Below are 26,387 nucleotides of genomic sequence, written 5' to 3' on the forward strand. Positions count from 1 at the left end.
CGCGGCCCGTGCCCGCCCCCGCCGACCTCCTGCCCACCGCCACCCGCATCGCCGACGCGCTGCTGGCGGTGCAGCAGCGGGTCAACGACCGGGTCGACGCCGCGCACGCCGAGCTGCTCCCCGCCGTCCAGGCGGCCCTGGGCGTCGTGCCGGCCGACGCCGTCGACCCCGGGGACCTGGTCGACCAGCGCATCACCGGGGCCAGCGCCGTCGTCACCCCCGCCGCCGTCGCCGCGCTGGTCCCGCTGACGGCGGCGTCGGCAGCCACCACCCGGGCCGGACGGCGGGCGGTCGGCGACGTCGTCCGGGGCGCCGATGACCGGCTCGCCGTCATCGCCGGGCCCTGCTCGATCCACGACCCGGTGGCCGCGCTGGAGTACGCCGCGTTCCTCGCCCGGATGCGCGAGCGGCACGGCGCGGACCTCGAGGTCGTCATGCGCACCTACACCGAGAAGCCGCGCACCGAGGTGGACTGGAAGGGGTTCGCCTACGACCCGTTCCTCGACGGGTCCAGCCGGATCAGCGTCGGCCTGGTCGCCACCCGGATGCTGATGGCCGAGATCACCGCGCTCGGGGTCCCGGTCGCCGCCGAGCCGCTGAACGCCCTCACCCCGCAGTACGTCGACGGCCTGGTCACCTACAACGGCGTGGGCGCGCGCAACGTCACCGACCAGACCGCCCGGGAGCGGGTGTCGGGCTTCTCCTCGGTGGTCGGGTTCAAGAACTCGCCCGAGGGCTCGGTCGACGTCGCGGTCTCCGCGGTCATCTCCGCCCGGTCGGGCCACGACTTCCTGGGCGTGGACCGGCACGGGGTCTCCGCCCAGCTCGGGACGACGGGCAACGACACCGGGCACGTCATCCTGCGCGGGGACGCCGACGGGCCGAACTACTCCCCGGCGCACATCGCCGACACGAAGGCCCGGCTGGCCGCCCGCGGCCTGCCGGAGGTGCTGGTGGTGGACGCCTCGCACGGCAACAGCGGGAAGGACCACGTCCGCCAGGTCCAGGTCGTCCGCGACCTCGCCGGGCAGGTCGCCGGCGGGGAGCAGGGCATCCGCGGAGTCATGGTGGAGAGCAACCTGGTCGCCGGCCGGCAGGACCTCGACCGCACCGACCCGGGTGCGCTGACCTACGGGCAGAGCGTGACCGACTCCTGCGTCGACCTCGCCACCACCGAGGAGCTCCTGGCCGAGCTGGCGGCCGCGGTGCGGGCACGTCGCGCCGGCTGACTGTTTGCCCCCGGCCGCGGGCTGGGCACGGGCCGTCGATGACACGCTGCCTGGTGACCGGGTCTTCGGGCTACATCGGCTCCCGGCTGGTGGTCGCGCTGCACCGGGCCGGCCACCAGGTGGTGGCCACCGCCCGCGACGTGGGCAAGCTCGGTGGGTTCGACTGGTCCGACCAGGTCGTCGAGCTGCCGCTGGACGTCGCCGACGCCGCCTCGTGCGCCGAGGCGTTCGCCGCGGCCGGCGAGGTGGACGTCGCCTACTTCCTGGTGCACTCCATCGGCGAGGGCGACTTCGCCGCGCAGGACCTGGACAGCGCCCGGACGTTCGCGGCGGCGGCCCGGGAGGCCGGGGTGGCCCGGGTGGTCTACCTGGGCGGGTTCGTCCCCGACGAGCACCTCTCCGAGCACCTGGAGAGCCGGGCCGACGTCGGCGACGCCCTGGACGAGGCGGGCCCGGAGCTGGTCTGGCTCCGGGCGGCGGTGGTGCTCGGCGGCGGCTCGACGTCCTACGAGCTGGTGCGGCACATCGCCGAACGGGTGCCGGTCATCCCGTTCCCCACCTGGATGCGGCACCCGGTCTCGCCGATCGCCGTCCGCGACGTGCTGCACTACCTGGTCGCCGCCGCCGACCGCGACCTGCTGCCGGCCGGTGCCTACGAGGTGTCCAACGGCGAGTCGCCGACCTACGCCGACCTGCTGAGGGCCTACGCCGACGACGCCGGGCTGCGCCGGGTGTGGCTGCCGTTCCCGGCCGTGCCGCCGCGGCTGGTCGCCACCGTCGCGTCCTGGCTGACGCCGCTGCCGCACGAGCTCACCGCTGACCTGGTGATGAGCCTGCCCAACAGCATGCAGTCCCGCGACGACCGGATCCGGGCCCTGGTCCCCGACCCCGACGGGGGCCTGCTCACCTCCCGGGAGGCGCTCCGCCGAGCACGCGCGGGCAGCGGCCGCGCGGGGGTCGGCAGCACCGACGACCCGGCGCACCGGGTGCGCACCGATCCCGCCTGGTCCGCCTGAGCCGGACGGTCCAGGATCGGAGGGGTGGCGAACCCGTTCCAGGTGACCTTCGACGCGCACGACCCGCAGCGGCTGGGCCGGTTCTGGGCCGCGGTGCTCGGCTACGTCGACCAGCCCCCACCGGAGGGGCACGACAGCTGGCCCGCCTACCTGGCGTCGGTGGGGGTGCCCGAGGACGAGTGGGACTCCTCCTGGTCGGTGGTCGACCCGGACGGCGCCGGCGCGCGGCTGCTGTTCCAGCGGGTGCCCGAGGGCAAGACGGCGAAGAACCGGGTGCACCTGGACGTCACCGTGGGCGGGGGCCGCGGCGTCCCGCTGGACGAGCGACGCCGCCGCGTCGACACCCGGGCCGCCGAGCTGGTGCAGCTGGGCGCCGAGCTGGTGGGGCCGGGGGAGGAGCCCGGCGGCTACTGGGTCGTGCTCCGCGACCCGGAGGGCAACGAGTTCTGCATCCAGTGACCGTTCAGCGCCGGTACTCCTGGACGGTGACCACCACGTCGGCCTGGTTGCTCGAGTAGCTCTGCTGCTCACCGTCGGGGTTCGCGAAGCCGGGTGCCGAACAACCGTCGGTGCTGATCGTCCCGCCGAGGCCCTCCGCGGAGGTGCGGACGGCGTCGTCGGGACCGAGCAGGGCCGCGGTCAGGGTGATCTCGTCCGACCGCACCTGCCAGGTCAGGAGCAGCCGCCGTTCCTCGCACCCCTGCAGGTCGGGCACCAGCGAGGCGCCGTTCGCCCCCGGGACCCGGCGGTGGGTGTCCGCGCCGACGGTGATCCGCAGCGTCGCTGACCACTCGTCCTGCAGGACCCACCCGTCGAGGGCGCCGGGGAGGGGGAGCACCTCGCCCGCGGTGACGGCGTCCCCGGAAGCCAGCCAGCGGGGAGGACCGGTGCCGCACGCGGCGAGCAGCAGCACGGCGGCGACGACGACCCCGGTGCGCACGCGACCAGTGTCGCTCGACGACCCGGTCAGAGCTGCGGGGTGCGGTAGGGGTCGTGCTCGGCGAGCATCCGCTCCAGCCGTGCCTCGTCGATGCGGGACAGGACGGTCGAGCCCTCCTGCGCGTCGCGGATGACCTTGGCCAGCGTGAACGACGAGGTGATGACGAACAGGCCGGTCATCCCGAGGAACAGCCGCTGCCAGACGTCCAGCGGCAGGTAGGCGATCCCCACCAGCAGGCCCACGGCGCTGACGCCGAAGGCGATCGCGGCCTGGGCGAAGAAGGCGGCGGTGTTCTTGTTCTTCATGGGGTTGGTGGTCATGGCACCGACGGTGCCCGCCCACCCCGGGCCGCGGACCCCGTAGGACTGCTCAACCCTCCTGCGTGGACCCCGCCACCGGACGCGGCGTGCGCAGCACGGGGACCTCGCGCCCGCGCAGCTCACCGGCCCGCACGTGGTCGAGCACCAGGTCCAGCGCGGCGTCGGACAGCCGGGTCACCGAGCCGGTGTCCACCGCGTCGACCGGCACCGGCTCCCGGCCGTAGCGGGCGTGGAAGTCGGCCACCACGGATGGGTCGACGTCACCGGCCAGGCACAGCACGCCCCGACCCGACGTGTTCACCAGCCGCACCAGCCCGCGGGTCGCCATGGCCCGAGTGTCCCGCACCCGGTGCCGTGGACCGGAACCACGCGACCGCGCGGGCCAGCCCCTCCGCCAGGCCGACCTCCGGTTCCCAGCCCAGCCGGGTGCGGATCGCGGTGATGTCCGGGCAGCGCACCGACGGGTCGTCCACCGGCCGGCCGACGAACTCCACGTCCGGCGGGACGCCGACCACCGCGGCCACCGCCCGGGCGATGTCGAGCACCGACCGCTCCTCGGGCAGCCCCACGTTGAACGGCCCCGGCAGGTCCGACCCGGCCACCGCGAGGATGCCGCGCACGGTGTCGTCGACGTAGCAGACCGAGCGGGTCTGGCTGCCGTCCCCGGCGACGGTCATCGGCTGCCCGGTCAGCGCCTGCGCGATGAACGTGGGGATGGCCCGGCCGTCGTCGCGGCGCATCCGCGGCCCGTAGGTGTTGAAGATCCGCACGATCGCGGTGTCCACCCCGTAGGCGTTGCGGTACGCGGTGGTCAGCGCCTCGCCGAAGCGCTTGGCCTCGTCGTAGACCCCGCGCGGGCCGACCGGGTTGACGTGCCCCCAGTAGCTCTCCGGCTGCGGGTGCACCTGCGGGTCGCCGTAGGTCTCCGACGTCGACGCCAGCACCATCCGCGCCCCGGTCCGGCGGGCGGCCTCCAGGGCGTGGCCGGTGCCGGCGCTGCCCACCCGCAGCGTCTCCACCGGCAGCCGCAGGTAGTCCGCGGGCGAGGCCGGCGAGGCCAGGTGCAGCACCAGGTCGACGTCGTCGCTGGTGGTGAACGGCGTGCTCACGTCGTGCCGGACGAAGGCGAAGCAGGGGTCGTCCCGCAGGTGCGCGACGTTGCCGCCGTCGCTGGTGGACAGGTCGTCCATGCAGGTCACCCGGGTGCCGGTGGCCAGCAGGCGCTCGCACAGGTGCGAGCCGAGGAACCCGGCGCCGCCGGTGACGACGGCGTGCCGGAAGGGGACGGCGGGCACGGGCTGGGTCATGGCGGCGCCCACCGAGAGGGCGACCGCGTCTTCGAGCCGGGCCGACCGTAACCCGCCCCGGACGCCGACCGCGACCGGTCGACGTGCGGGACCCCCCGGGCCCGTGCTGTCATGAGCCGGCCGGTCGAACCTCGCGCTGAGCAGACCCCCGGGCCACCGGGTGATCCGCGAGGTGACACGTGCGCGTCCTCGGCATCAACGCCCTCTTCCACGACCCCGCCGCGGCGGTCGTCGTCGACGGCCGGGTGGTCGCCGCGGCCGAGGAGGAGCGCTTCAGCCGCCGCAAGCACGGCAAGCGGCCGGTGCCGTTCTCCGCCTGGGAGACCCCCGACCAGGCCGCCGCCTGGTGCCTGGAGCACGCCGGGGTGCGCGCCGAGGACCTCGACGCCGTCGCCTACTCCTACGACCCCGACCTGCACCTGGCGCCTGAGCAGGCCGGCGTGCACGACCCGTGGGACCACCTCCGGCTGACCTACGCCCGGCAGGCCCCCGGCTTCCTCGCCGAGGGCATCCCGGGGCTGGACCCCGACCGCGTCCGGTTCGTCCCGCACCACGTCGCGCACGCCGCCTCGGCCGCGCTGGCCGCGCCGTGGGGCGGCAGCTGCGCGGTCCTGGTGCTCGACGGCCGCGGCGAGCGGCACAGCTCGCTGGCCGGGGTCTACCGCGACGGCGTGCTCGAGGTGCTGGCCAGCCAGCAGCTGCCGCACTCCCTGGGCCTGCTCTACGAGGACGTCACCGCCCACCTGGGCTTCCTGCGCAGCTCCGACGAGTTCAAGGTGATGGCGCTGGCCTCCTACGGCCGGCCCCGCCACGCCGAGGCGCTGCGCACGCTGGTCCGCGCCACCGGGGACGGCGGGTTCACCACCGCCGGCGTCGACCTCGCCGCGCTGGCCAAGGCGCGCCGGCCCGACGAGCCGTGGACCGACGAGCACGCCGACCTGGCCGCCAGCGTGCAGCTGGTCGTCGAGGAGGTGCTGCTCGACCTCGCCCGCTGGCTGCGCGACGCCACCGGCGAGACCCGGCTGGCGCTGGCCGGCGGCGTGGCGCTGAACTGCGTGGCCAACACCCGTCTGGCCGCGGAGTCCGGGTTCGCCGACCTGTGGGTGCAGCCGGCCGCCGGGGACGCCGGGACGGCGCTGGGCGGTGCCCTGGAGCTGTCCTGGCGGGGCGGCGAGCCCACCGGGCCGTTCCCGGGCGCGGACCTCGGCCGCGGCTGGACCGACGAGGAGATCGGGGCCGTGCTGCGCACCGCACGGGTGGAACACCGGCGCAGCGACGACGTCGCCGACGAGGTGGCCCGGGTGCTCGCCGCCGACGGCGTGGTCGCCTGGTTCCAGGGCCGCAGCGAGTTCGGTCCGCGGGCGCTGGGCCACCGCTCGCTGCTCGCGCACCCCGGCCGGGCGGCCAACCTGGAGCGGCTCAACGACGTCAAGGGCCGCGAGCAGTTCCGCCCGGTCGCCCCGATGGTCCGGCTGGACCGGGCCGGCGAGATCTTCTCCCGGGGTCCGGTGCCCAGCCCGCACATGCTCTTCGTGCACGACGTCGCCCCCGCCTGGCGGGACCGCATCCCCGCCGTGGTGCACGTCGACGGCACCGCCCGCATCCAGTCCGTGGACCCCGCCACCGAGCCGCTCGTGGCGCGGATGCTCACCGCCTTCGAGGCGCGCACGGGCCTGCCGGTGGTGGTCAACACCAGCCTGAACACCGCGGGCCGGCCGATGGTCGACACGCCCCGGGACGCGCTGGAGTGCTTCGGCTCCGGCCCGGTCGACCTGCTCGCGATCGGCCCGTTCGTCGTGCACCGCTCGTGGGCCCACGAGGGGATGGCCGCCGATGGGTGAGCCCGGGTACGCCGTCGTCGTCCCCACGCTGGGGCGGCCCTCGCTGCGCGTCCTGCTCGACGCGCTCGCCGCGGCCGACGGGCCGCGGCCGCAGTGGCTGGTCGTCGTGGACGACCGGCGGGAGCCGGGCGACGTCCCGGTGGTCGACGTCCGTGACCTGCCCCCGGACGTCGCCCGGCACGTGCTGGTGCTGCACGGCGGCGGACGCGGGCCGGCCGCCGCCCGCAACACCGGCTGGCGTGCCGTCCCGCCGGGCACGGCGTGGGTCGCCTTCCTCGACGACGACGTCGTGGTCGGCCCGCGCTGGTGCGCCGACCTGGCCGCCGACCTCGCCGACGCCGACCGGCACGGCATCGCCGGCACCCAGGCGGAGATCGACGTGCCGCTGCCGGCCGGGCGCCGGCCCACCGACTGGGAGCGCGGCACCGCGGGGCTGGCCACGGCGTGGTGGATCACCGCCGACATGGCCTACCGCCGCGACGTCCTGGCCGCCGTCGACGGGTTCGACGAGCGCTTCCCGCGCGCCTTCCGGGAGGACGCCGACCTCGCGCTGCAGGTGCAGGCCACCGGGCGCCGGCTGGTCGTCGGCCGGCGCCGCACCACCCACCCGGTCCGGCCCACCGGCCGCTGGACCAGCGTCCGCCAGCAGCGGGGCAACGCCGACGACGTGCTCATGGCCCGGTTGCACGGCCGGCTGTGGGGCGACCGCGCGCACGCCCCGGCCGGGCGACGCCCGCGCCACGTCGTCCTCACCGCCGCCGGGCTGGCCGCCCTGCTCCTGCGCAACCGCGCGGCGGCTGCGGTGTGGGCGCTGGGCACGGCCGAGTTCGCCTGGGCCCGGATCGCCCCGGGCCCGCGGGACCGCGCCGAGGTCACCACGATGCTGCTCACCAGCGCGGCGATCCCGCCGGCCGCGACCTGGTGGTGGCTGCGCGCGCTGGTCCGCCGCACCCCTCCCCGCCCGGTGCACGAGGCCCCGCGCACCACGGCGCTGCTGGCCGACCGGGACGGCACGCTGGTCGTCGACGTCCCGTACAACGGCGACCCGGCGCGGGTGCGGCCCGTCGACGGCGCGGTCGAGGCGGTGCGGGCGGCCCGGGAGGCCGGGCTGCCGGTGGGCGTGGTGACCAACCAGTCGGGCCTGGCCCGCGGCGCGTTCACCGCCCGCGACCTGGCCGCGGTGCACGACCGGGTCGAGGAGCTGCTCGGCCCCTTCGACGCCTGGGCGGTCTGCCTGCACGGGCCCGAGGACGGCTGCTCCTGCCGCAAGCCCGAGCCCGGGTCGGTGCTCGCCGCGGCGGCCGTCCTCGGCGTCGAGCCGGCCGAGTGCGTCCTCGTCGGGGACATCTGGTCCGACGTCGTCGCGGCGCAGGCCGCCGGCGCCCGCGGGGTGCTGGTGCCCACCGACGAGACCCGCACCGCCGAGCTGGCCGCCGCCCCCGCCGTCGCCCGCGACCTGGCCACCGCGGTCGCGCTGGTGGTGGGGCAGCGGTGAGCCGGGCCCTGGTGGTGCGGCTGGACTCCCTCGGCGACGTCGTCGTGTGCGGGCCGGCGGTCCGGGCGGTGGCCGCGGGGTCGGCCTCGACCACGGTGCTGGCCGGGCCGCGCGGCGCCGAGGTCGCCCGGCTGCTGCCCGGCGTGGACGACGTCGAGGTGTTCGACGCGCCGTGGATCTCCGCCGGCGCCGGGCCGGTCGACCCCGCCGCGACGGCGGCCCTCGTCGACCGGCTGCGCGGGCGGTTCGACACCGCGCTGGTGCTCACCTCCTTCCACCAGAGCGCGCTGCCCACCGCCCTGCTGCTCCGGCTCGCCGGGGTGCCCCGGGTGGCCGCCGTCAGCACCGACTTCCCGGGCTCGCTGCTCGACGTCCGGCTGCCCGAGCCGGCCGACGCGCCCGAGCCGGTGCGCATGCTCGCGGTCGCCGCCGGGGCCGGGTACGCCCTGCCGCCCGGGGACGACGGCCGGCTCGCGCTGGTCGACGGGCTGCCCCCGGTGGCCGGCCTGCCCGACCGCTACGTGGTGGTGCACCCCGGCGCCGACGCGCCCGCCCGCAGCTACCCGCCCGAGCGGTGGCGGGCGGTGGTGCTCGCCCTCGCCGGCCGCGGTCTGCCCGTGGTGGTCACCGGCGGGCCGGACGAGCGCGCGCTCACCTCCGTCGTCGCCGCCGACCACGGCGTGGACCTGGGCGCCCGGCTGACCGTCGCCGAGCTCGCCGCCGTGCTGCGGGGGGCCGACGCCGTCGCCGTCGGCAACACCGGCCCGGCGCACCTGGCCGCCGCCGTCGGCGCCCCGGTGGTGAGCCTGTTCTCCCCGGTCGTGCCGGCCCTGCGGTGGGCGCCGCACACCGACCACCGGGTGATCCTCGGGGACCAGCACGCCGCCTGCGCCGGCAGCCGGGCCCGGGTCTGCCCGCTGCCCGGCCACCCCTGCCTGGCCGGCGTCGACCCGGCCGACGTGGTCGAGGGCGTGGCGCGGCTGGTGGGGGTGCGGGCATGAACGTCCTGGTCTGGCACGTGCACGGGTCCTGGCTCACCGCCGTCGTGCAGGGCGGGCACCGCTACCTGGTCCCGGTGGTCCCCGGGCGCACCGGCGACGGGCTGGGCCGGGCGCGCACCTGGGACTGGCCCGCCTCGGTGGTCGAGGTGACCCCCGAGCAGGTGCGCGACGCCGGGGTGGACGTCGTGCTGCTGCAGCGGCCGCGGGACCTGGAGCTGCTGCGGCAGTGGGCCGGGTGGGAGGCCGGCGTCGACGTCCCGGCGCTGTACGTCGAGCACGACACCCCGCCGACCCCGGCCGGCAGCCGGCACCTGCTCGCCGACCGCACCGACGTGCCGCTGGTGCACGTCACCCACTTCAACCGGGTCGCGTGGGACAACGGGTGCGCCCCCACCCGGGTGCTCGAGCACGGCGTCCCCGACCCCGGTCCGCGGTGGACCGGCGAGCTGCCCCGGGTCTCGGTGGTCAGCAACGAGCCGCTGCGCCGGGGGCGCACCGTCGGCACCGACCTGCTGCCGCACTTCGCCCCCTTCGGCGTCGACCTGTTCGGCATGCAGGTCACCGGCGCGTCGGGCGCCCTGGGCACGGCGGTCCGCGAGTTCGAGGACCTGCCCCAGCACGCCCTGCACGACGAGGTCGCCCGGCGCCGGGTCCACCTGCACCTCACGCGGTGGACCTCGCTGGGCCTGTCCCTGGTGGAGGCGATGACGATGGGCTGCCCGGTGGTGGTGCTCGCGACGACGGAGGCCCCGACCGCCGTCCCGGACGGGGCCGGCGTGGTGGCCTCGGACGTCGAGGCGCTGGTGGACGCCGTCCGCTGGTTCCTGGCCGACCCCGACTCCGCCCGCGCCGCCGGGCAGGTCGCCCGGGCCGCCGCGCTGGAGCGGTTCGGGCTCGACCGGTTCCTCGCCGACCTCGACGGCCTGCTCGCCGAGGTGGCCCGGTGAGGGTCGACCTGGTCAGCGAGCACGCCAGCCCGCTGGCCACCCTGGGCGGCGAGGACGCCGGCGGGCAGAACGTGCACGTGGCGATGCTGGCCCGCGCGCTCGCCGCCCGCGGCCACGACGTCGTCGTGCACACCCGCCGGGACGACGTCGACCTCCCGCCCGCCGTGGACTTCGCCCCCGGCGTCGTCGTGCGGCACCTGGACGCCGGGCCGCCCAAGGAGGTGCCCAAGGACCAGCTCTGGCCGCACGTCCCCGAGCTGGCCGCCGCGCTGCGCACCGAGCTGCTGGCCGACCCGCCCGACGTGGTGCACGCGCACTTCTGGATGAGCGGCCGGGCCGCCGTCGACGCCGCGCACGGCCTGGGCGTGCCGGTGGCGCAGACCTTCCACGCGCTGGGCTCGGTCAAGCGCCGGTGGCAGGGCACGGCCGACACCAGCCCACCGGTGCGCATCCGGGTGGAGACCGCGGTCGCCCGCCGCGCCGCCGGGGTGATCGCCACCTGCGCCGACGAGGTCGACGAGCTGGCCGCCCTCGGCGTCGACCGGCGCAAGGTCACCGTCGTCCCCAGCGGCGTGGACACCGGCGCCTTCACCCCCGACGGGCCGCGGGTGCCCCGCGCCGGCCGGCCCCGGCTGCTGGTGGTGGGCCGGCTGGTGCCGCGCAAGGGCCTGGGCGACGTGCTCACCGCGCTGGCCGACGTCCCCGGCGCCGAGCTCGTCGTGCTGGGCGGCCCGGCCGCCGAGGTGCTGGCCGCCGACCCCGCCGCCGCCCAGGTGCAGGCGGCCGCGGCCGCCCGCGGCGTCGCCGACCGGGTCCGGCTGGTCGGCCGCGGCGGCCGCGAGGAGGTGGCGGCCTGGGTCCGCTCGGCCGACGTCGTGGTCTGCGCACCCTGGTACGAGCCGTTCGGCATCGTGCCGCTGGAGGCGATGGCCTGCGGCGTGCCGGTCGTGGGCACCGGGGTCGGCGGGCTCACCGACACCGTCGTGGACGGCGGCACCGGCCTGCTCGTCCCGCCGCGCGACCCGGCGGCGCTGGCCGCGGCGCTGCGCACGCTGCTCACCGACCCCGCCCTCGGCCGGCGGCTCGGCGCCGCCGGCCGGGAGCGCGTCGTCACCACCTACGACTGGCAGGAGGTCGCCCGCATGACCGAGGACGCCTACCGACGGCTGCCCCGCCCGCGCCCGGCGGTGGCCCGGTGACCCGCCCGCCGACGCCGGTGGGCGCCGAGCACGTGCAGCACCTGACCACCGCGCTGGCCGCGTCCGCGCCGGCCGTGGCCACCGCAACCCGGTGGAGCCGGGAGCTGGCCGGGCTGCTGACCGGCGGGGCCCGCCTGGTCGCCGCGGGCAACGGCGGCAGCGCCGCGCAGGCCGCGCACCTCACCGCCGAGCTGGTCGGCCGCTACCGCGACGACCGGCGCCCGTTCTCCGCGGTGGCGCTGCACGCCGAGGTGTCCGCGCTGACCGCGATCACCAATGACTACGGCCACGAGGAGGGCTTCGCCCGGCAGCTGGAGGCGCACACCCGGCCCGGCGACGTCGCCGTCCTGCTCTCCACCTCCGGCGGCAGCCCGAACGTGGTGGAGGCGGCGCGCCGGGCCCGGGCCGGCGGGGTCACCTGCTGGGCGATGACCGGCCGCGGGCCCAATGCGCTCACCGAGGTCGCCGACGACGCGCTCACCGTCGCCTCCCCGTTCACCGCCACCGTGCAGGAGGTGCACCTGGTGCTGCTGCACGTGCTGTGCGCGGGCCTGGACGCCGAGCTCGACGCCCGCCTGCTGGCCGGTGCGCCGTGAGGACGCTGGTCGTGGTCGGGGACACCCTGCTCGACGTCGACACCGACGGCCGGGCCGAGAAGCTCTCGCCCGACGGCCCGGTGCCGGTGGTGCGGGCCGACGCCGAGAGCACCCGGGCCGGCGGCGCGGGCCTGGTGGCCGCGGTGGCCGCGGTGGCCGCGCTGGCCGCGGGCGGCGGACGGGTCGTGCTGGTCACCCCGCTGGCCGACGACGCCGACGGCGCCACCCTGCGGTCGGTGCTGCCGGCCGGGGTCGAGCTGGTCCCGCTGCCCTGGGCCGGCAGCACCCCGGTCAAGCACCGCATCCGGGCCGGCGGGCAGACCGTGGCCCGGGTCGACCGCGGTGGGGAGCCCGGCCCGGTCGGCCCGCTGCCCGGTGCGGTGGCCACCGTGCTCGCCGGGGCCGACGCCGTGGTGGTCGCGGACTACGGCCTGGGCGCCACCGCCGACCCGGAGCTGCGCGGCCTGCTCACCGCGGTGGCCCGGCGCCGCCCGGTGGTCTGGGACCCGCACCCCCGCGGCGCCCCGCCGGTGCCCGGTTGCCGGCTGGTCACCCCGAACGCGGTCGAGGCCCTGGGCGCCGACCCGGGCCCGCGGCCCGACGTCGGCGCGGTCGCCGACCGCGCGCTGGCGCTGCGCGCGGAGTGGGCCGCCGGCACCGTCGCGGTCACCCTCGGCGCGGCCGGCGCGCTGGCCACGGTGGGGGAGGACGGCGTGCTGGCCGTGCCCGCCCCGGCCGTGGACGCCGGCGACGCCTGCGGCGCCGGGGACGCGTTCGCCGCCGCCGCGGGCTGGGCGCTGGCCGGGGGCGCGCTGCCCCCGGAGGCGGTGGCCGCCGCGGTGCGGGCCGCCTCCGCGCACGTCGCCGCGCCCGCGCCGGCGCCGACCGGCGGCGGGGTGCTGGTCGCCACCGGTGGCTGCTTCGACCTGCTGCACGCCGGCCACGTCGCCACCCTGGAGGCCGCCCGCGCGCTGGGCGACCGGCTGGTGGTGTGCGTCAACTCCGACGCCTCGGTCACCCGGCTCAAGGGCCCGGGCCGGCCGCTGCAGCCGCAGGCCGACCGGGTGCGCATCCTGCGTGCGCTGGGCTGCGTCGACGACGTCGTGGTCTTCGACGAGGACACCCCGGAGCAGGTGCTGCGCGGCCTGCGCCCGCAGCTGTGGGTCAAGGGCGGCGACTACTCCGGCGTCGCCGTCCCCGAGGCCGCCGTCCTCGCCGGCTGGGGCGGCCGGGTGGTCACCGTGCCGTTCCTGGCCGGCCGGTCCACCACCGCGCTCGCCGAGCTGGCCCGGGCATGAGCACCTGCGTCGTGCTGCGGGCCATCGGCCTGGGCGACATGGTCACCGGCCTGCCCGCCCTCGCCCTGCTGCGCCGCCGGCTCCCCGGCTGGCGGGTGGTGCTGGGCGCGCCGGTGCGGTTCACCGAGGTGCTGTGCGGCTCCGGGCTGGTCGACGACGTCGTCCCCGTCGAGCACCTCGACCACGTGACCGGCCTGCCCGGGCGGCCCGACCTCGCCGTCGACCTGCACGGCAACGGCCCGGCGTCCAAGGCGCCCCTCCTGGCGCTGCGCCCGGGCCGGTGCGTGGGCTTCGCGCTCGGGCCGGCCCCGGACCGGTCGGTGTGGGACGACGACGAGCACGAGGTCGACCGCTGGTGCCGGCTGGTCGCCGAGCAGCTGGGCGGCCCGGCCACCCCGCCGCCGCTGGCCGGCCTGCTGCCGGTGCCGCCGGCGATCCGTCCCGGGTCGACCGTGGTGCACCCCGGGGCGGCGGCCCGGTCCCGCCGGTGGCCGGCGCAGCGGTGGGCCGCGGTGGCGGACGCGCTGCGCGGGGCCGGCCACCGGGTCGTGGTCACCGGGACGGCGGAGGAGCGGTCGCTGGTCGACGCGGTCGCCGACGGCGCACCGGCCCTGGTCGACCTCTCGGTGCAGGAGCTGTGCGGGCTGGTCGCCGCCGCCCGGCTGGTGCTGTCCGGCGACACCGGGACCGCGCACGTGGCCGCGGTGTTCGGCCGGCCGTCGGTGGTGCTCAGCGGGCCGGTGCCGCCCAGCCGCTGGGGTCCCCCGGTGCACCCCCGGCACCGCGTGCTCTGGCCGGCCGACGACCCCGGCTACCGCGGGGACCCGCACGGCGGCGAGGTGGACCCGGTGCTGCTGCGCACCACGGTCGCCGACGTGCTGGCCGCGGCCGCGGAGGTGGGACCATGACGGGCCTCGCGGACCGGCTCACGGTGGTCCTGCTGACCCACGACTGCGCAGCGTGGCTCCCGCACACCCTGGACCGCCTCGCCGAGCTGGACCTGCCGGTGGTCGCGGTGGACAACGCCTCCACCGACGGCACCCGCGAGCTGCTGGCCGACCGGCCCTGGGTGAGGGTGCGCGCGCTGCCCACCAACACCGGCGCGGCCGGGCGGACCGAGGGCGTGCGGGCCGCGACCACGCCCTACGTCGTCTTCTGCGACGACGACGGCTGGTGGGAGCGGCCCGGCCTGGAGCGCGCCGTCGCCCTGCTGGACGCCCACCCCCGGCTGGCCCTGGTGAACGCCCGCATCGTGGTCGGCGACGAGCAGGCGCCGGACCCCATCTCGACCGAGATGGCGGCCAGCCCGCTGCCCGAGACCGAGGGCGTCCCCGGCACCGTGCTGCTCAGCTTCATGGGCGGGGCCGCGGTCGTGCGGGTGGCCGCCTACGAGCAGGTCGGCGGGTACGCCCCGGAGTTCACCATCGGCGGGGAGGAGGAGACGCTGGCCCACCCGCTGCTGCGGGAGGGCTGGCTGATGCGCTACGTCGACGACGTCGTCATGCACCACCACCCGAGCCTGGCCAACCACAGCCGGATCCGGCACTGGGGCCTGCGCAACACGCTCTGGAACGCCTGGCTGCACCGGCCCCGGCGCAGCGCACTGCGCTGGACGGTGTTCGTGCTGCGCTCGGCCCCGCGGGACGCCGACCTGGTCCGCGGCGTGCTGCTGGCGCTGCGCGGAGTGCCCTGGGTGCTGGCCCGCCGCCGGCCGCTGCCCGACGACGTCGACGCCGGGCTGCGGGTGCTCGAGGAGCGGCGGTTCGCCGCGTGGGACGTCGCCCGGCTGGCCGGCCTCCCCGCCGGCTCGGCGCCGAAGTACCCGGTGACCCGGTGAGGGTGCTCGTGGTGGGCTGGTTCAGCTTCACCGAGGTCATCGCCACCGTGGGCGACGAGCGCGCCGCCGAGGTGGTGACCGGCTGGCTGGCCCGGGCCGGCATCGCGCACGACGTGGCGTGGGCGCGCTACCTGGACCGGGGCGTCGACCACGCCCGGGTCGACCCGGCCGGCTACACGCACCTGGTGTGGGTGTGCGGGCCGCTGCTGGGCGACCCGCTGGTGGAGGGCCTGCTCCGGCGGTTCGCGCACACCCGCCGGCTGGCCGTCGGGGTGTCGGTGGTGGACCCGGCGACGGCCGCGCGGTTCGGCGCCGTCTGGCCGCGGGACGCCCCCGGCTGCCCGCCGCGCCCCGACCTGGCCATCGACCCGCCCGGCGACGGCCCGGCCGTCGTCGCCACCGTGTTCGCCCCCGTCCAGCCCGAGTACGGCGACCGCGGCCGGCACGCCCAGGTGCAGGCCGTCGTGGAGCGGTGGGTCGCCGACCGCGGGCTGGGGTCCTTCGACGTCGGCACCGACCTGCTCACGCCCTCCGGGCAGCGGCGGCGCGTGGGGCAGGTGCAGGCCGTGCTGGGCCGCGCCGACGTCGTGGTCAGCTCCCGGCTGCACGGGCTGGTGCTCGGTCTGGGCCGCGGCCGGCCGGTGATCGCCGTCGACCCCGTCGTCGGCGGCGCCAAGGTCAGCGCGCAGGCGGCGGCGCTGGGCTGGCCGGTGCTGCTGGCCGCCGACGAGGTGGACGCCGCCGCCCTGGACGCCGCCCTGGACCGCTGCCTGCTGCCCGCCGAGCCGGTGCTGCCGGCCTGGGCCGAGGTCGCGCGCTCGGCCGCCGACCAGCGGGCGCGGCTGGTCGCCGCCCTGGCCGGTTGACCCCCACCGGGGCCGGGGTAGGGCGGCAGGGCTCCAGAAGACGGGCATCCCTGACCGACAGCACCCGGAGGACCCTGTGCCTGCTCTCACCACGCTCACCGGCGCCGCCACCGCCGCCTACTCCGCCGCCCTCGTCGCCCGCCCCGAGCTGCTGCAGCGGCCCTCCGGCCTGTCCCGCAACCAGGACAACCGGACGATGACCCGGCTGGTCGGCGTGCGGGACACCGCCATCGGGCTGGCCATGGTGCTCGCCCCCGCCGGCGCCGCGCGCCGCGCCGCCGTCGGCGCCCGGGTCGCCAGCGACTGGGGCGACGCCGCCGTCCTCGGGGTGGCCCTGCGCGGCCGGGGCACCCGGGCGAAGGTGGTCGGGTTCGCCGCGCTGTGGGGCGCGGTCTGCCTGGCCGCGCTGCGGTACGACGAGCGCTGAGGGCTACCGGTCGGTAGGCCGCCCGGCCCGGCGGGACCCCGGCCGCCACCGATAGGTTGCTCCCGACGGACGCCGGGACGAGCGCGGGAGTGGCAGTGGGCAGATCGGTGCTGGTGACCGGGGGCAACCGGGGGATCGGGTTGGCCATCGCCCGCTCGTTCGCGCAGGCGGGCGACTCCGTGGCGGTCACCCACCGCGGCAGCGGCGCGCCCGACGGCCTGTTCGGGGTGCGCTGCGACGTCACCTCCACCGAGGACGTCGACGCCGCCTTCACCGCGGTCGAGGAGCACCAGGGCCCGGTCGAGGTGCTCGTCAGCAACGCCGGCATCACCCGCGACGGCCTGCTCATGCGGATGGGCGAGGACGCCTTCACCGACGTCGTCGACGCCAACCTCACCGCCGCCTACCGGGTGGCCAAGCGGGCCAGCGCCAAGATGGTCCGCGCCCGCAGCGGCCGGATGGTGTTCGTGTCCTCGGTCGTCGGGCTGCTGGGCTCGGCCGGGCAGGTCAACTACGCGGCGTCGAAGTCCGGGCTGGTCGGGCTGGCCCGCTCCATCGCCCGCGAGCTGGGCGGGCGCGGCATCACCGCCAACGTGGTGGCACCGGGCTTCGTGCGCACCGACATGACCGCGGAGCTGCCCGAGAAGCGGCAGCAGGAGATCCTCGGGCAGGTCCCGCTGGGTCGGCTCGCCGAGGCCGAGGAGGTCGCCGGCGTCGTCCGGTTCCTGGCCGGCGAGCACGCGGGGTACATCACCGGGGCGGTCGTCCCGGTCGACGGCGGACTGGGAATGGGGCACTGAGCATGGGCATCCTCGAGGGCAAGACGGTCCTGATCGCCGGTGTGCTGACCGAGGCGTCGATCGCCTTCTCGGCGGCGCGCATCGCGCAGGAGCAGGGCGCCACCGTCGTCCTGTCCAACTTCGGGCGGGCGCTGAGCCTGTGCCAGCGGATCGCCAAGCGGCTGCCGCAGGAGGCCGCCGTCGTCGAGCTCGACGTGACGAACACCGAGCACCTGGCCACCCTGGCCGACCGGCTGCGCGAGGTCATGCCCGCGGGCGCCCAGCTCGACGGGGTCGTGCACTCCATCGGCTTCGCGCCGCAGGAGGCCATGGGCGAGGGCTTCCCGGAGGTCGCGTGGGAGCACGCCGCCACCGCCTTCCAGGTCTCCACCTGGTCGCTGGCCTCCCTCACCCAGGCCTGCCGGCCGCTGTTCGGCGAGCAGGCCTCGGTGGTCGGGCTGACCTTCGACGCCACCGTCGCCTGGCCGGTCTACGGCTGGATGGGCGCGGCCAAGGCGGCGCTGGAGTCCACCTCGCGCTACCTGGCCCGCGAGCTGGGCCCCGACGGCGTCCGGGTCAACCTGGTGGCCGCCGGCCCGCTGCGCACCATGGCCATGAAGTCGATCCCGGGCAGCAAGCAGTTCGAGGAGGCCTGGGAGACCAAGGCCCCGCTGGGCTGGTCGGTCACCGACACCGAGCCCTCGGGCAAGGCGATCGTGGCGCTGCTCAGCGACTGGTTCCCCGCGACGACGGGTGAGATCGTGCACGTGGACGGCGGGTTCCACGCCGTCGGGGTATGACTGGGCGGTGACCGAACAGCTCCTCCCTGCCCGGCCCGCCCACCCGCTCCCCGACGGGGTGTCCATCACCCCCGACGGGCAGCGGCCGGACGAGGCCCCCTCGCTCGCCGCCCGCAACAACGGTGGCGTCGTCCCGGGGTCCGCGCCGGCGCCGGCGGGCCGGCGGGAGGCGCTGCTGGTGCTCGGCTTCGGCGGTCCCGAGGGCCACGACCAGGTCATGCCGTTCCTGGAGAACGTCACCCGCGGCCGCGGCATCCCGCGCGAGCGGCTGGAGAGCGTCGCCGAGCACTACCACCACTTCGACGGCGTCAGCCCAATCAACGACCAGAACAAGGCGCTGGTCGCCGCGCTGCGCGGGGCCGGCGTCGACCTGCCGGTGTACTGGGGCAACCGCAACTGGGCGCCCTACGTCGAGGACGTGTGGCGCGAGATGGCCGACGACGGCATCGAGCACGCCTACGTGCTGGCCACCTCGGCCTACGCCTCGTTCTCCGGCTGCCGGCAGTACCACGAGGACGTCGCCCGGGCCCGGGTCGCGCTGGAGTCCGACCCGTCCGCGCCCGCGGGCCCCACGGCGGAGAAGCTGCCGCACTACTACGACGCCGACGGCTTCGTGCAGGCCAACGCCGACGCCCTCGCCGCCGCGCTCGCCGAGCTCCCCGAGGAGCTGCGGGACGGCGCCCGGCTGGTCGCCACCGCGCACTCCATCCCCGACGCGATGGCCGCCGTCGCCGGGCCCGGGGGCCACACCTACGAGCGCGAGCTGGAGACCGCCGCGCGGCTGGTGGTGGACCGGGTCGCGCCGGGCCGGTCCTTCGACCTGGTGTGGCAGTCGCGGTCGGGCCCGCCGTCGGTGCCGTGGCTGGAGCCCGACGTCAACGACCACCTGCAGGCGCTCTCGGCGGAGGGCGTGCAGGCGGTCGTGGTGTTCCCGGTCGGGTTCATCTCCGACCACCTCGAGGTGATCTGGGACCTGGACAACGAGGCGAAGGAGACCGCCGAGGAGCTCGGCCTGGCCTTCGCCCGCGCCGGGACGGCGGGCACCCACCCGGCGTTCGTCCGCTCGCTCGTCGACCTGCTGGCCGAGCGCCGCGCCGGTGGTGAGCCGCGGCTGGGGACCAACTGCCCGGCGTCCTGCTGCTTCGTGCAGCGCCCCGCCGGCCGCCCGGGCGCCCGCCCCAGCTAGCGGGGGAGCCAGTTCCAGACGGCGGTGGTGGCCTCCCGGACGGCGTCGGACAGCGGGCGCAGCGCGTCCTCCCGGGCCGCCATCTGGCCGGCGGTGACCGCGCCGCCGGGGGAGTCGGCCAGCGCCAGGTCCAGCACGGTGGCCAGCCGGCGGGCGCGGGTGAGCACCGAGACCGCGACCGGGTCGGTGTCCGGCGGCAGGCCCGGGTCCGCCGGCGCGGCGGACAGCCCGGCCAGCAGCGCGGGCACCTCCGGGTGCCAGCGGGCCAGGTCCAGCCCGGCCAGGGTGCGGGCGGCGTCGCCGACGGCGAGGTCCAGCCGGCCCGACAGCGACCGCAGCGTGCCCTCCACCGGCGGCGGCGCGAGGCAGCCGGCCGGCAGGTCCACCTGGGTCCACAGCACGGTCTCGGTGGTGGCCGTGGCGGGCAGCAGCACCAGCGTGTCCCCGACGACGGCCTGACCGGCCTCCATCGCGGTGGCGGCCAGGGCGGGCACCGGCGGCAGGCCGTGCACGTCACCGGGCACCGGCAGCACCAGCCGCAGCCGGCGCTCGCCCCGCCCGCGCAGCGACGTCAGCACCTCGCCCAGCGGGCGGGAGCCGTCGGGGCCCTGCACCACGTGCGCGCGGTCGCCGGTCACCGCCTCGAGGGCGTCGTCGTAGGGCACCCGGCCGGCCAGCCACGCGGTCGCCCAGGCGGCCAGCCGTCCGGCGGGGTCGCCGGCGGCGCGGCGGGTCCTGAGGTCGGGCACCCGGTCGAGGGTAGGCGGCCCGCGACCCGGGTGCCGCTCTGCCAGACTCGGGCGCATGGCCGCCTGGGTGCTCTGGTTGATCGCGGCGGGGCTGTTCACGGCCGGTGAGGTCGCCAGCCTCGACCTGGTGCTGCTCATGCTCGCCGGCGGAGCGCTGGGCGGGATGCTCGTCGCCCTGCTCGGCGGGGCGGTCGTGCTGCAGCTCGTCGCCTTCGTCGTGGTGTCCCTGGGCCTGCTGCTCGTGGTGCGGCCGGTCGCCAAGCGGCACCTGACCCAGCGCACGCCGGAGCAGGTCGACGGCGTCGAGGTCTACGTCGGCCGCACCGCCGAGGTCAGCGAGCGGGTCACCGGCACCTCGGGCCAGGTGCGGATGGGCCACGACGAGTGGTCGGCCCGCACCCAGCTCGACGGCGAGGCCTACGACGTCGGCCAGGTCGTGCGCATCGTGCAGATCGAGGGGCCGATCGCCTACGTGTCCCGGGCCTGAACGCCCGGGTTTCGCATAGGTCCTGCCGGGAGGGCAGTATCGGTGGTGATCACCCCACCGACGTCAGGAGCGCCCCGCCCGTGGAAGCCCTCATCGCACTGCTCGTGATCGCCGTCCTGGTGATCATCGTGCTCGCCAAGAGCGTCACGATCGTCCCGCAGGCGCAGGCCAAGGTCATCGAGCGGTTCGGCCGCTACAGCCGGACGCTCAGCCCCGGTCTGGCGATCCTGGTGCCCTTCGCCGACCGGGTGCGCGCCACCATCGACCTGCGCGAGCAGGTCATCAGCTTCCCGCCGCAGCCGGTCATCACCGCCGACAACCTGCAGGTCGGCATCGACACCGTCGTGTACTTCCAGGTCACCGACCCGCGGCTGGCCGTCTACGGCATCGCGAACTACATCACCGGCATGGAGCAGCTGACCACCACGACGCTGCGCAACGTCGTCGGCGGGCTGAACCTCGAGGGCGCCCTCACCGGCCGCGACGGCATCAACTCGCAGCTGCGCGCCGTGCTCGACGGCACCACCGGCCCGTGGGGCCTGCGGGTGGCCCGGGTGGAGATCAAGGCGATCGACCCGCCGCTGTCCATCCAGGACTCGATGGAGAAGCAGATGCGGGCCGACCGCGACAAGCGGGCCACCATCCTCACCGCCGAGGGGCAGCGGCAGTCGGCGATCATGACCGCCGAGGGCCAGAAGGCCAGCCAGATCCTCGCCGCCGAGGGCCACAAGCAGGCCGCGATCCTCGAGGCCGAGGCCGAGCGGCAGTCCCGCATCCTGCGCGCCGAGGGTGAGCGCGCCGCGCTGTTCCTGCAGGCGCAGGGCCAGGCCAAGTCGATCGAGACGGTCTTCCAGGCCATCCACGACGGCAAGCCCGACCAGGGTCTGCTGGCCTACCAGTACCTGCAGACGCTGCCCAAGATCGCGCAGGGCGACGCGAACAAGATGTGGATCGTGCCCAGCGAGTTCTCCCAGGCCCTCGAGGGGCTGGCCAACCTCGGCGGCGCCGGCCGGGGCGGCTCGGGCGACGGCGAGGGCAAGCGGTCCTGGCTCGACGTCGACGGCACCCAGGCCGAGGCGTCGGCGCCGGCGCAGAAGCTGGACACCTCCGACTGGTTCGAGTCCGCGCTGCCCAAGGCGGCCGACCAGCCCGAGGCGCGCATCGAGATGAGCACGCTGGCCGACGCGGCACCGGAGACCCCGCACCCGCAGATGCCCAGCACGCCGTCCCTGGCCGAGCTCACCGCCGACGTCCGGGAGTCCGGCGCCGCGGCCGACCCGCGCAACGCCCCCGACGAGGACGACGACCGCCCGGCCCCGCCGCCGCCCTACGGCGACCAGGGACCGCAGCAGCAGGGCCCCCCGCCGCAGCAGTGGCAGCAGGGCCCGCCCCAGCAGTGGGGCCCGCCCCCCGGCTACCGGGGCCGCTGACCGACGACGACGGGCCCACCTCCCGACCGGGAGGTGGGCCCGTCGTCGTGTGCGGGGTCAGTCGTCCTTGAGCAGGCCTTCGCGGAGCTTGGCCAGGGTCTGGGCCAGCAGCCGGGACACGTGCATCTGCGAGATGCCGATGTCGGCGGCGATCTGCGACTGGGTCATGTTGCCGAAGAACCGCAGGATGAGGATGCGGCGCTCGCGGGCCGGGATGGTGGCCAGCAGCGGCTGCAGCGACTCCCGGTACTCCACGCCCTCCAGCGCAGCGTCCTCCTGGCCCAGCGTGGCGGCCAGGGTGGGGGAGTCCTCCTCGCCGGACAACCGCTCGTCCAGCGACGAGGACCGGTAGGCGTTGGCGACCTGGAGGCCCTCCAGCACCTCCGACCGCGGGATGCCCAGGTACTCGGCCAGCTCGGAGGGGTTGGGCGCGCGGCCGTTCTTCTGCGCGAGCTCCCCGACGGCGGCGTTGAGCGACAGGTGCAGTTCCTGCAGCCGCCGCGGCACCCGCACCGACCACCCCTGGTCGCGGAAGTGCCGCTTGATCTCCCCGGTGATGGTGGGGACGGCGAAGGACAGGAACTCGACGCCCCGGGTGGGGTCGAAGCGGTCGATCGCGGCGATCAGGCCCAGCGTGCCGACCTGCAGCAGGTCGTCGAAGGGCTCACCCCGGTTGGAGAACCGGCGGGCGAAGTGGCGGACCAGCGGCAGGTGCTCCTCGACCAGGACCTCCCGCAGCCGCTCCCGGCGCGGGTCGTCGGGGTCGAGGGAGGCCAGCTCGACGAACAGCGGCGCGGTGCGCTGGGCCCGGCGCCGGTTGTCCGACACCGGCGGGGCGGGCTCCGCGTCGGGCTTGGCGGTCTCCGCGGCGGCCTGGACGGCGGTCTCCGTGGCCGGGCCCTCGGCAGCGGGTGCGCCGGCGCCGGCGGGGGCGTCGTCGGCCGGTCCGGAGGGGACGGGGACCACGTCGTGGGGGCCGGTGTCGGGGGTCCGCTCGACCACCCGGGTCACCGGGCCACCGAGAGGTCGGCGTCGCTGTCACCTGCTGCGGGGGTGCGCAGCGGGGGAGGGAGCTCCTTGACCAGGGTGATGGTGGCGACCGGGCCCTCGCCGCCCTCGCCGCCGGGGACGTCGCCCCGGTCGGCCGGGCCGGCGTCGACGGAGTCGACCAGGGCGGCGATGACCGCCCAGCCGAACCCGTCGCGGGGGACGTCGGTGCCCGCGGTGGTGGCCACCCAGGCGGTGATGGTCAGGCCCGTGGAGCCGGTCTCGAAGACCGCGACGAGCGGGGTGCCGGGGAGGGCGACGGAGGCGAGCGTGGCGCTGGCCTCGTCGACGGCCAGGCGGAGGTCCTCGACGGCGTCGAGGTCGAAGTCCATCCGCATGGCCAGGTCCCCGGTCATGGCCCGGACGGCGGGGAGCTGGGTGCGCGAGGTGGGCACCCGGAGCTCCAGGCGTTCGGTGCGGCGCCCTGCGGCGCCACCGGTCGTGTCGACCATCGGCTGGTTCGCTCCTCACGTGTGCACACCGTCCGGACGGACGGCCTGTCCATACTCCCGCACCGCTGTTCGTCCCGCGCGCCCGTCGCGGTTGCCGGAGCGGCGCAGGTGCGGTGGTATGGCGTCGATGAGCGCAGTTCCGGGGAACCCCCGTCCTCGCGCCGACCCCCTGGTCCTCGACCTCCCCGCCGAGGCGGCCTCCCTGGTCACCGTGCGGCGGTCCCTGGGCCGGTGGCTGTCGGCGGCCGAGGTGACCCCCGACGTCGTCGGCGCCCTGCAGGTCGCGGTGGGCGAGGCGTGCGCCAACGCCGTCGACCACGCCTACCCGCCGGGCACCCCCGGCACGATGCAGGTCCGGGTGTCGGTCGAGCCCGGCGGGCGGGTCACCGCCGTCGTCGCCGACCACGGCGGCTGGCGCACCCCCGACGCCGACCCCGGCGACCGCGGCCGCGGGCTGCTGATCATGCACCAGCTGCTGGAGGACGTGGAGATCTCCCGCCGGCCCGACGGCACCACGGTCACCCTGCGGGTCCCGGCCCGGGAACTGCCCGAGCGGGCGACCGCATCGGCCGACGAGCTGGCCGTGCTGCGCATCGACCGCTCCGCCGGTGTCCCCTGCGTGCGCGCCAGCGGCCCGCTCGAGGACGACGCGGCGGCCGGCGTCCGCCTGCGGCTGCTCGAGGCCTCCCGCGGCGGCGTGGTGCGCACCGAGCTCGACCTCGACGGCGTGGGCCACCTCGGCCCCGCCGTCGTCGCCGCGGTGGCCGAGGTGGCCGCCATCGGCCGGGCCAACGGCTGGCCGCTGCGGGTGGTCTCGGCGGCCACCCAGCCGCGCGCCGCGCTGGCCCGGGCCGGCGTGCCGCTCGCCGACGACTGACCCGGGCGGGCGATCCGGTTCCGCTCCCAGGTTTGCCGGGCGCGCCCGCTGCCCACCACGACGGGGGTGAGGCTGCGGCGCAGTGACGTGCACGCCCCGGGGTGGACCCGCCGGGCGCGCGGTCGCGGCTGGGCGTTCTACGACGAGGACGGCGCCCTCATCCGCGACGACCGGCGGGTCCGCGTCGAGGGTCTGGCCATCCCGCCGGCCTGGCGCGACGTGTGGATCTGCCCCTGGCCGCACGGCCACATCCAGGCCACCGGCACCGACGCCGCCGGCCGCCGCCAGTACCGCTACCACGACCAGTGGCGGGTGCAGCGCGACGCCGCCAAGCACGAGCGGGTGCTGGAGATCAGCCACACGCTGCCCGACGTCCGCGATGCGGTGGCCGCGGCGCTGCGCCGGCGGGGGCTGCCGCGCGAGCGGGTGCTGGCCCTCGCCGTCCGGCTGCTGGACCTCGGGGCCTTCCGGGTCGGCAGCGACCAGTACGCCGAGGACAACGGCACCTACGGGCTGGCCACGCTCCGCCGGGAGCACGTCGAGGTGCGGGGGCGCACCGTGGCGTTCTGCTACCTGGCCAAGGGCGGCAAGCAGCGCGAGGTCGAGGTCACCGACCCGGCCACCGCCACCGTCGTCGGCCAGCTGCTCGACCGCCCGGCCGACGCCGGCGACGAGCTGCTGGCCTGGCAGAACGAGGACGGCGGCTGGCGCGACGTGCACAGCGACGACGTCAACGCCTACCTGCGGGAGGTCTCCGGCGCCGAGATCACCGCCAAGGACTTCCGCACCTGGACGGCGACCGTGCTCATGGCCGTGCTGCTGGCCGAGGACCCGCTGCCGACGTCGCGGACCGGACGCACCAAGGTGGCGCGGGCGGCGTACCGGGCGGTGTCGGACCAGCTGGGCAACACCCCGGCGGTGTGCCGGGCCAGCTACGTCGACCCGCGGGTGGTCGACCGGTTCGAGCACGGCGAGACGATCGCCGACGCGCTCGCCGAGGCGGCCGGGGCCGGCGACGACCGGGAGCGCCAGCGGGTGCTCGAGGCCGGGGTCTGCCGGCTGCTGTCGGCCTGACCCTGGACGCACGAGGGCCCCGTCACCGGGTGGTGACGGGGCCCTCGGGTGCGACGGGTCAGCTGTTGCCGTCGACGATGGTGAACAGGTCGATCAGACCGGTGACCTCCAGCGGCCGGGTGACCGCGCGGGTGGAGGCGACCAGGGTCAGACCCACCTCGCGGGCCCGGGCCGACTTCTGGGTCTCGACCAGCACGGCGAGACCGGCGGAGCCCAGGAACTGGACGCCGCAGAGGTCGATGACCAGCTCCTCGGGCTGCTGCTCCAGCTGGGTGTCCAGCGAGGCGCGCAGCACGGGGGCGGTGAAGGTGTCCACCTCGCCGACGACCGTCACCGTGACCGCGCCGTCGGCGTCCGTGGACGTCGACAGGGTGATCACGTCGTCGAAGGGAGCGTCGGCGGTGTCGGTGGGAGCCGGCACGTCGCGCTGACCCTCGGCGGGCAGGTCAGATGAGGTCACGGACTGGAGCTCCTCTCAGCGGTGGTGCCCGACGGGCACGCATCGGCGTGCACAACGTACCTGCCGCGCGCGCGGCCCGCCGTCCTCACCCGGGGCCCCGGTGGTGGACGGCGCCCGGATCGCTCCCGGGGGCAGGTGCTGTCGGGCAGCTCGTTGCTGAACCGCCCGACCGGACCCTAGACACGGCCGGGGCCGCCCACAAGCCGGGTGGGCGGCCCCGCGGTGCTGCGGTGCGGCTCAGTCGGCGGTGGGGTGCACGGCCCGCTCCTCGGGCCCCTCGCCGCCGACCGACGCCTCCCCGGTGGCCAGCACGTCGTCGCCCACGGAGTCGGTGCCGGAGTCGTCGCGGGGGTCGGTGTCGACGTCCTGGTCGAGCTGGGTGACCGGGCCGTCGGGGTCCTCGGCGGGGCGGGTGCCGGGGTCGACGTCGACGTCGGGCTCCTCGCGGGCCAGCCGGCCGTCGAGGGGCTCGCCCTCGGCCTGCTCCTCGGCGGTGGTGCCGAAGTCGACGCTGGCGCCGGCGGTCTCGCGGCCCATGTCGGGGGCGAACTGCGGGTCCTCGGCGAGGGCGGCCTCGGGGGTGTCGTCGGCGATCTCGGGGATGCCGGCGTCCTCGGGGAACTGGTCGCGGGCGGTCTGGCCCTCGGGGTTGGTCATGATCGCCCCCCTACCCCCGCAGGACCGCCGTCCACACGCGGTGTGAGCCCCCTCCCGGCGGGGGTAGCGG

At 76.9% G+C, this 26,387-nt stretch carries 30 protein-coding genes; 21 read left to right on the top strand and 9 right to left on the bottom strand.

What is annotated here, in order from left to right:
* The first annotated feature begins 8 nt into the window (after positions 1-8).
* The 3 genes from BM158_RS13800 to BM158_RS21810 are packed head-to-tail and all read left to right on the top strand — an operon-like array spanning position 9 to position 2,704.
* Positions 9-1,229, top strand: a complete 1,221-nt coding sequence (locus tag BM158_RS13800; RefSeq protein WP_207506573.1) for a 3-deoxy-7-phosphoheptulonate synthase — start codon at positions 9-11, stop codon at positions 1,227-1,229.
* A 53-nt stretch (positions 1,230-1,282) separates the two neighbouring features.
* A complete protein-coding gene (locus BM158_RS13805; protein WP_165628929.1) occupies positions 1,283-2,245 on the top strand; it encodes an NAD(P)H-binding protein in 963 nt (320 codons plus the stop codon).
* 24 nt (positions 2,246-2,269) lie between these two features.
* The gene (locus BM158_RS21810) at positions 2,270-2,704 is read left to right on the top strand and encodes a VOC family protein (protein WP_091559921.1); all 435 of its coding nucleotides are present in this window, start codon (positions 2,270-2,272) and stop codon (positions 2,702-2,704) included.
* 4 nt (positions 2,705-2,708) lie between these two features.
* Here the strand turns inward: BM158_RS21810 and BM158_RS13815 are convergent, their stop codons facing one another.
* From BM158_RS13815 to BM158_RS13830, 4 genes are read right to left on the bottom strand one after another with little or no spacing between them, the layout of a single operon-like run.
* Positions 2,709-3,185, bottom strand: coding sequence for a hypothetical protein (locus BM158_RS13815; protein WP_091559922.1), 477 nt, complete (start codon positions 3,183-3,185; stop codon positions 2,709-2,711).
* Between the two features lie 26 nt (positions 3,186-3,211).
* Entirely contained in the window at positions 3,212-3,505 is a 294-nt protein-coding gene (locus BM158_RS13820) for a YiaA/YiaB family inner membrane protein (RefSeq protein ID WP_091559925.1), read from the bottom strand.
* A gap of 49 nt (positions 3,506-3,554) precedes the next feature.
* Positions 3,555-3,833 (bottom strand): hypothetical protein, encoded by a 279-nt coding sequence (locus BM158_RS13825; protein ID WP_131802046.1) that lies wholly within the window; start codon positions 3,831-3,833, stop codon positions 3,555-3,557.
* Positions 3,766-4,812 carry an NAD-dependent epimerase/dehydratase family protein gene (locus tag BM158_RS13830; protein WP_091561228.1) on the bottom strand — a complete coding sequence of 349 codons (1,047 nt, stop codon included), beginning with the start codon at positions 4,810-4,812 and terminating at the stop codon, positions 3,766-3,768. The genes BM158_RS13825 and BM158_RS13830 overlap by 68 nt, the downstream gene beginning before the upstream one ends.
* Before the next feature lie 179 nt (positions 4,813-4,991).
* Between BM158_RS13830 and BM158_RS13835 the strand changes: the two genes are divergently transcribed.
* The 14 genes from BM158_RS13835 (at position 4,992) to BM158_RS13900 (ending at position 19,084) form a co-directional block, all read left to right on the top strand.
* Positions 4,992-6,653, top strand: coding sequence for a carbamoyltransferase family protein (locus BM158_RS13835; RefSeq protein ID WP_091559932.1), 1,662 nt, complete (start codon positions 4,992-4,994; stop codon positions 6,651-6,653).
* Positions 6,646-8,148, top strand: a complete 1,503-nt coding sequence (locus BM158_RS13840; protein WP_091559936.1) for an HAD-IIIA family hydrolase — start codon at positions 6,646-6,648, stop codon at positions 8,146-8,148. The genes BM158_RS13835 and BM158_RS13840 overlap by 8 nt, the downstream gene beginning before the upstream one ends.
* Positions 8,145-9,149, top strand: coding sequence for a glycosyltransferase family 9 protein (locus BM158_RS13845; RefSeq protein WP_091559939.1), 1,005 nt, complete (start codon positions 8,145-8,147; stop codon positions 9,147-9,149). The genes BM158_RS13840 and BM158_RS13845 overlap by 4 nt, the downstream gene beginning before the upstream one ends.
* Positions 9,146-10,096, top strand: a complete 951-nt coding sequence (locus BM158_RS13850) for a glycosyltransferase (RefSeq protein WP_091559942.1) — start codon at positions 9,146-9,148, stop codon at positions 10,094-10,096. Before BM158_RS13845 ends, BM158_RS13850 begins: the two co-directional genes overlap by 4 nt.
* Complete coding sequence (locus BM158_RS13855; protein WP_091559945.1) at positions 10,093-11,295, top strand: glycosyltransferase; 1,203 nt, start codon at positions 10,093-10,095, stop codon at positions 11,293-11,295. Before BM158_RS13850 ends, BM158_RS13855 begins: the two co-directional genes overlap by 4 nt.
* A complete protein-coding gene (locus BM158_RS13860) occupies positions 11,292-11,891 on the top strand; it encodes a D-sedoheptulose-7-phosphate isomerase (RefSeq protein WP_165628930.1) in 600 nt (199 codons plus the stop codon). Before BM158_RS13855 ends, BM158_RS13860 begins: the two co-directional genes overlap by 4 nt.
* On the top strand, positions 11,888-13,189 hold the full coding sequence (locus BM158_RS13865; RefSeq protein ID WP_091559947.1) for a PfkB family carbohydrate kinase: 1,302 nt from the start codon (positions 11,888-11,890) through the stop codon (positions 13,187-13,189). The genes BM158_RS13860 and BM158_RS13865 overlap by 4 nt, the downstream gene beginning before the upstream one ends.
* Entirely contained in the window at positions 13,186-14,097 is a 912-nt protein-coding gene (locus BM158_RS13870) for a glycosyltransferase family 9 protein (RefSeq protein ID WP_091559950.1), read from the top strand. Before BM158_RS13865 ends, BM158_RS13870 begins: the two co-directional genes overlap by 4 nt.
* Positions 14,094-15,026 (top strand): glycosyltransferase family 2 protein, encoded by a 933-nt coding sequence (locus tag BM158_RS13875; protein WP_091559951.1) that lies wholly within the window; start codon positions 14,094-14,096, stop codon positions 15,024-15,026. Before BM158_RS13870 ends, BM158_RS13875 begins: the two co-directional genes overlap by 4 nt.
* The gene (locus tag BM158_RS13880) at positions 15,023-15,892 is read left to right on the top strand and encodes a hypothetical protein (protein ID WP_091559954.1); all 870 of its coding nucleotides are present in this window, start codon (positions 15,023-15,025) and stop codon (positions 15,890-15,892) included. The genes BM158_RS13875 and BM158_RS13880 overlap by 4 nt, the downstream gene beginning before the upstream one ends.
* A gap of 76 nt (positions 15,893-15,968) precedes the next feature.
* Complete coding sequence (locus BM158_RS13885; protein ID WP_091559956.1) at positions 15,969-16,319, top strand: hypothetical protein; 351 nt, start codon at positions 15,969-15,971, stop codon at positions 16,317-16,319.
* A 113-nt stretch (positions 16,320-16,432) separates the two neighbouring features.
* Positions 16,433-17,119, top strand: coding sequence for an SDR family oxidoreductase (locus BM158_RS13890; RefSeq protein WP_278247576.1), 687 nt, complete (start codon positions 16,433-16,435; stop codon positions 17,117-17,119).
* 2 nt (positions 17,120-17,121) lie between these two features.
* Positions 17,122-17,898: an enoyl-ACP reductase FabI gene (gene fabI / locus BM158_RS13895; RefSeq protein WP_165628931.1), complete on the top strand. Its 777-nt coding sequence runs from the start codon at positions 17,122-17,124 to the stop codon at positions 17,896-17,898.
* A 7-nt stretch (positions 17,899-17,905) separates the two neighbouring features.
* Entirely contained in the window at positions 17,906-19,084 is a 1,179-nt protein-coding gene (locus tag BM158_RS13900; protein ID WP_207506574.1) for a ferrochelatase, read from the top strand.
* On the opposite strand, the gene BM158_RS13905 is transcribed toward BM158_RS13900, so the two are convergent.
* Positions 19,081-19,833: a hypothetical protein gene (locus BM158_RS13905; RefSeq protein ID WP_091559966.1), complete on the bottom strand. Its 753-nt coding sequence runs from the start codon at positions 19,831-19,833 to the stop codon at positions 19,081-19,083. The genes BM158_RS13900 and BM158_RS13905 overlap by 4 nt on opposite strands.
* 55 nt (positions 19,834-19,888) lie before the next feature.
* On the opposite strand from BM158_RS13905, the gene BM158_RS13910 reads away from it, so the two are divergent.
* On the top strand, positions 19,889-20,320 hold the full coding sequence (locus BM158_RS13910; RefSeq protein ID WP_091559968.1) for an NfeD family protein: 432 nt from the start codon (positions 19,889-19,891) through the stop codon (positions 20,318-20,320).
* A gap of 80 nt (positions 20,321-20,400) precedes the next feature.
* The gene (locus BM158_RS13915; protein ID WP_091559971.1) at positions 20,401-21,750 is read left to right on the top strand and encodes an SPFH domain-containing protein; all 1,350 of its coding nucleotides are present in this window, start codon (positions 20,401-20,403) and stop codon (positions 21,748-21,750) included.
* Between the two features lie 57 nt (positions 21,751-21,807).
* On the opposite strand, the gene BM158_RS13920 is transcribed toward BM158_RS13915, so the two are convergent.
* Together BM158_RS13920 and BM158_RS13925 are read right to left on the bottom strand one after the other, a co-directional pair.
* Positions 21,808-22,761, bottom strand: coding sequence for an RNA polymerase sigma factor SigF (locus BM158_RS13920; RefSeq protein WP_268247892.1), 954 nt, complete (start codon positions 22,759-22,761; stop codon positions 21,808-21,810).
* Positions 22,758-23,249 (bottom strand): ATP-binding protein, encoded by a 492-nt coding sequence (locus tag BM158_RS13925; protein ID WP_091559974.1) that lies wholly within the window; start codon positions 23,247-23,249, stop codon positions 22,758-22,760. The genes BM158_RS13920 and BM158_RS13925 overlap by 4 nt, the downstream gene beginning before the upstream one ends.
* 127 nt (positions 23,250-23,376) lie before the next feature.
* Between BM158_RS13925 and BM158_RS13930 the strand changes: the two genes are divergently transcribed.
* On the top strand, positions 23,377-24,126 hold the full coding sequence (locus BM158_RS13930; protein ID WP_165628932.1) for an ATP-binding protein: 750 nt from the start codon (positions 23,377-23,379) through the stop codon (positions 24,124-24,126).
* Between the two features lie 66 nt (positions 24,127-24,192).
* Positions 24,193-25,200: a DNA topoisomerase IB gene (locus BM158_RS13935; protein ID WP_091559981.1), complete on the top strand. Its 1,008-nt coding sequence runs from the start codon at positions 24,193-24,195 to the stop codon at positions 25,198-25,200.
* Positions 25,201-25,258: 58 nt separating this feature from the next.
* Here BM158_RS13935 and BM158_RS13940 read toward each other — a convergent pair whose 3' ends face one another.
* Positions 25,259-25,660, bottom strand: a complete 402-nt coding sequence (locus BM158_RS13940; protein ID WP_091559984.1) for an STAS domain-containing protein — start codon at positions 25,658-25,660, stop codon at positions 25,259-25,261.
* Between the two features lie 237 nt (positions 25,661-25,897).
* Complete coding sequence (locus tag BM158_RS13945) at positions 25,898-26,317, bottom strand: hypothetical protein (RefSeq protein ID WP_091559986.1); 420 nt, start codon at positions 26,315-26,317, stop codon at positions 25,898-25,900.
* Between the last annotated feature and the right edge of the window lie 70 nt (positions 26,318-26,387).

Origin of the sequence: Klenkia taihuensis, from assembly GCF_900112525.1 — a bacterium.
Taxonomy (GTDB): Bacteria; Actinomycetota; Actinomycetes; order Mycobacteriales; family Geodermatophilaceae; genus Klenkia; species Klenkia taihuensis.

Coding starts and splice junctions, on each gene's coding strand:
- BM158_RS13820 (WP_091559925.1), bottom strand. CDS start 3,505: ATGACCACCAACCCCATGAAGAACAAGAACACCGCCGCCTTCTTCGCC.
- BM158_RS13925 (WP_091559974.1), bottom strand. CDS start 23,249: ATGGTCGACACGACCGGTGGCGCCGCAGGGCGCCGCACCGAACGCCTG.
- BM158_RS13945 (WP_091559986.1), bottom strand. CDS start 26,317: ATGACCAACCCCGAGGGCCAGACCGCCCGCGACCAGTTCCCCGAGGAC.
- BM158_RS13875 (WP_091559951.1), top strand. CDS start 14,094: ATGACGGGCCTCGCGGACCGGCTCACGGTGGTCCTGCTGACCCACGAC.
- BM158_RS13850 (WP_091559942.1), top strand. CDS start 9,146: ATGAACGTCCTGGTCTGGCACGTGCACGGGTCCTGGCTCACCGCCGTC.
- BM158_RS13830 (WP_091561228.1), bottom strand. CDS start 4,812: ATGACCCAGCCCGTGCCCGCCGTCCCCTTCCGGCACGCCGTCGTCACC.
- BM158_RS13825 (WP_131802046.1), bottom strand. CDS start 3,833: ATGGCGACCCGCGGGCTGGTGCGGCTGGTGAACACGTCGGGTCGGGGC.
- BM158_RS13930 (WP_165628932.1), top strand. CDS start 23,377: ATGAGCGCAGTTCCGGGGAACCCCCGTCCTCGCGCCGACCCCCTGGTC.
- BM158_RS13840 (WP_091559936.1), top strand. CDS start 6,646: ATGGGTGAGCCCGGGTACGCCGTCGTCGTCCCCACGCTGGGGCGGCCC.
- fabI (WP_165628931.1), top strand. CDS start 17,122: ATGGGCATCCTCGAGGGCAAGACGGTCCTGATCGCCGGTGTGCTGACC.
- BM158_RS13870 (WP_091559950.1), top strand. CDS start 13,186: ATGAGCACCTGCGTCGTGCTGCGGGCCATCGGCCTGGGCGACATGGTC.
- BM158_RS13910 (WP_091559968.1), top strand. CDS start 19,889: ATGGCCGCCTGGGTGCTCTGGTTGATCGCGGCGGGGCTGTTCACGGCC.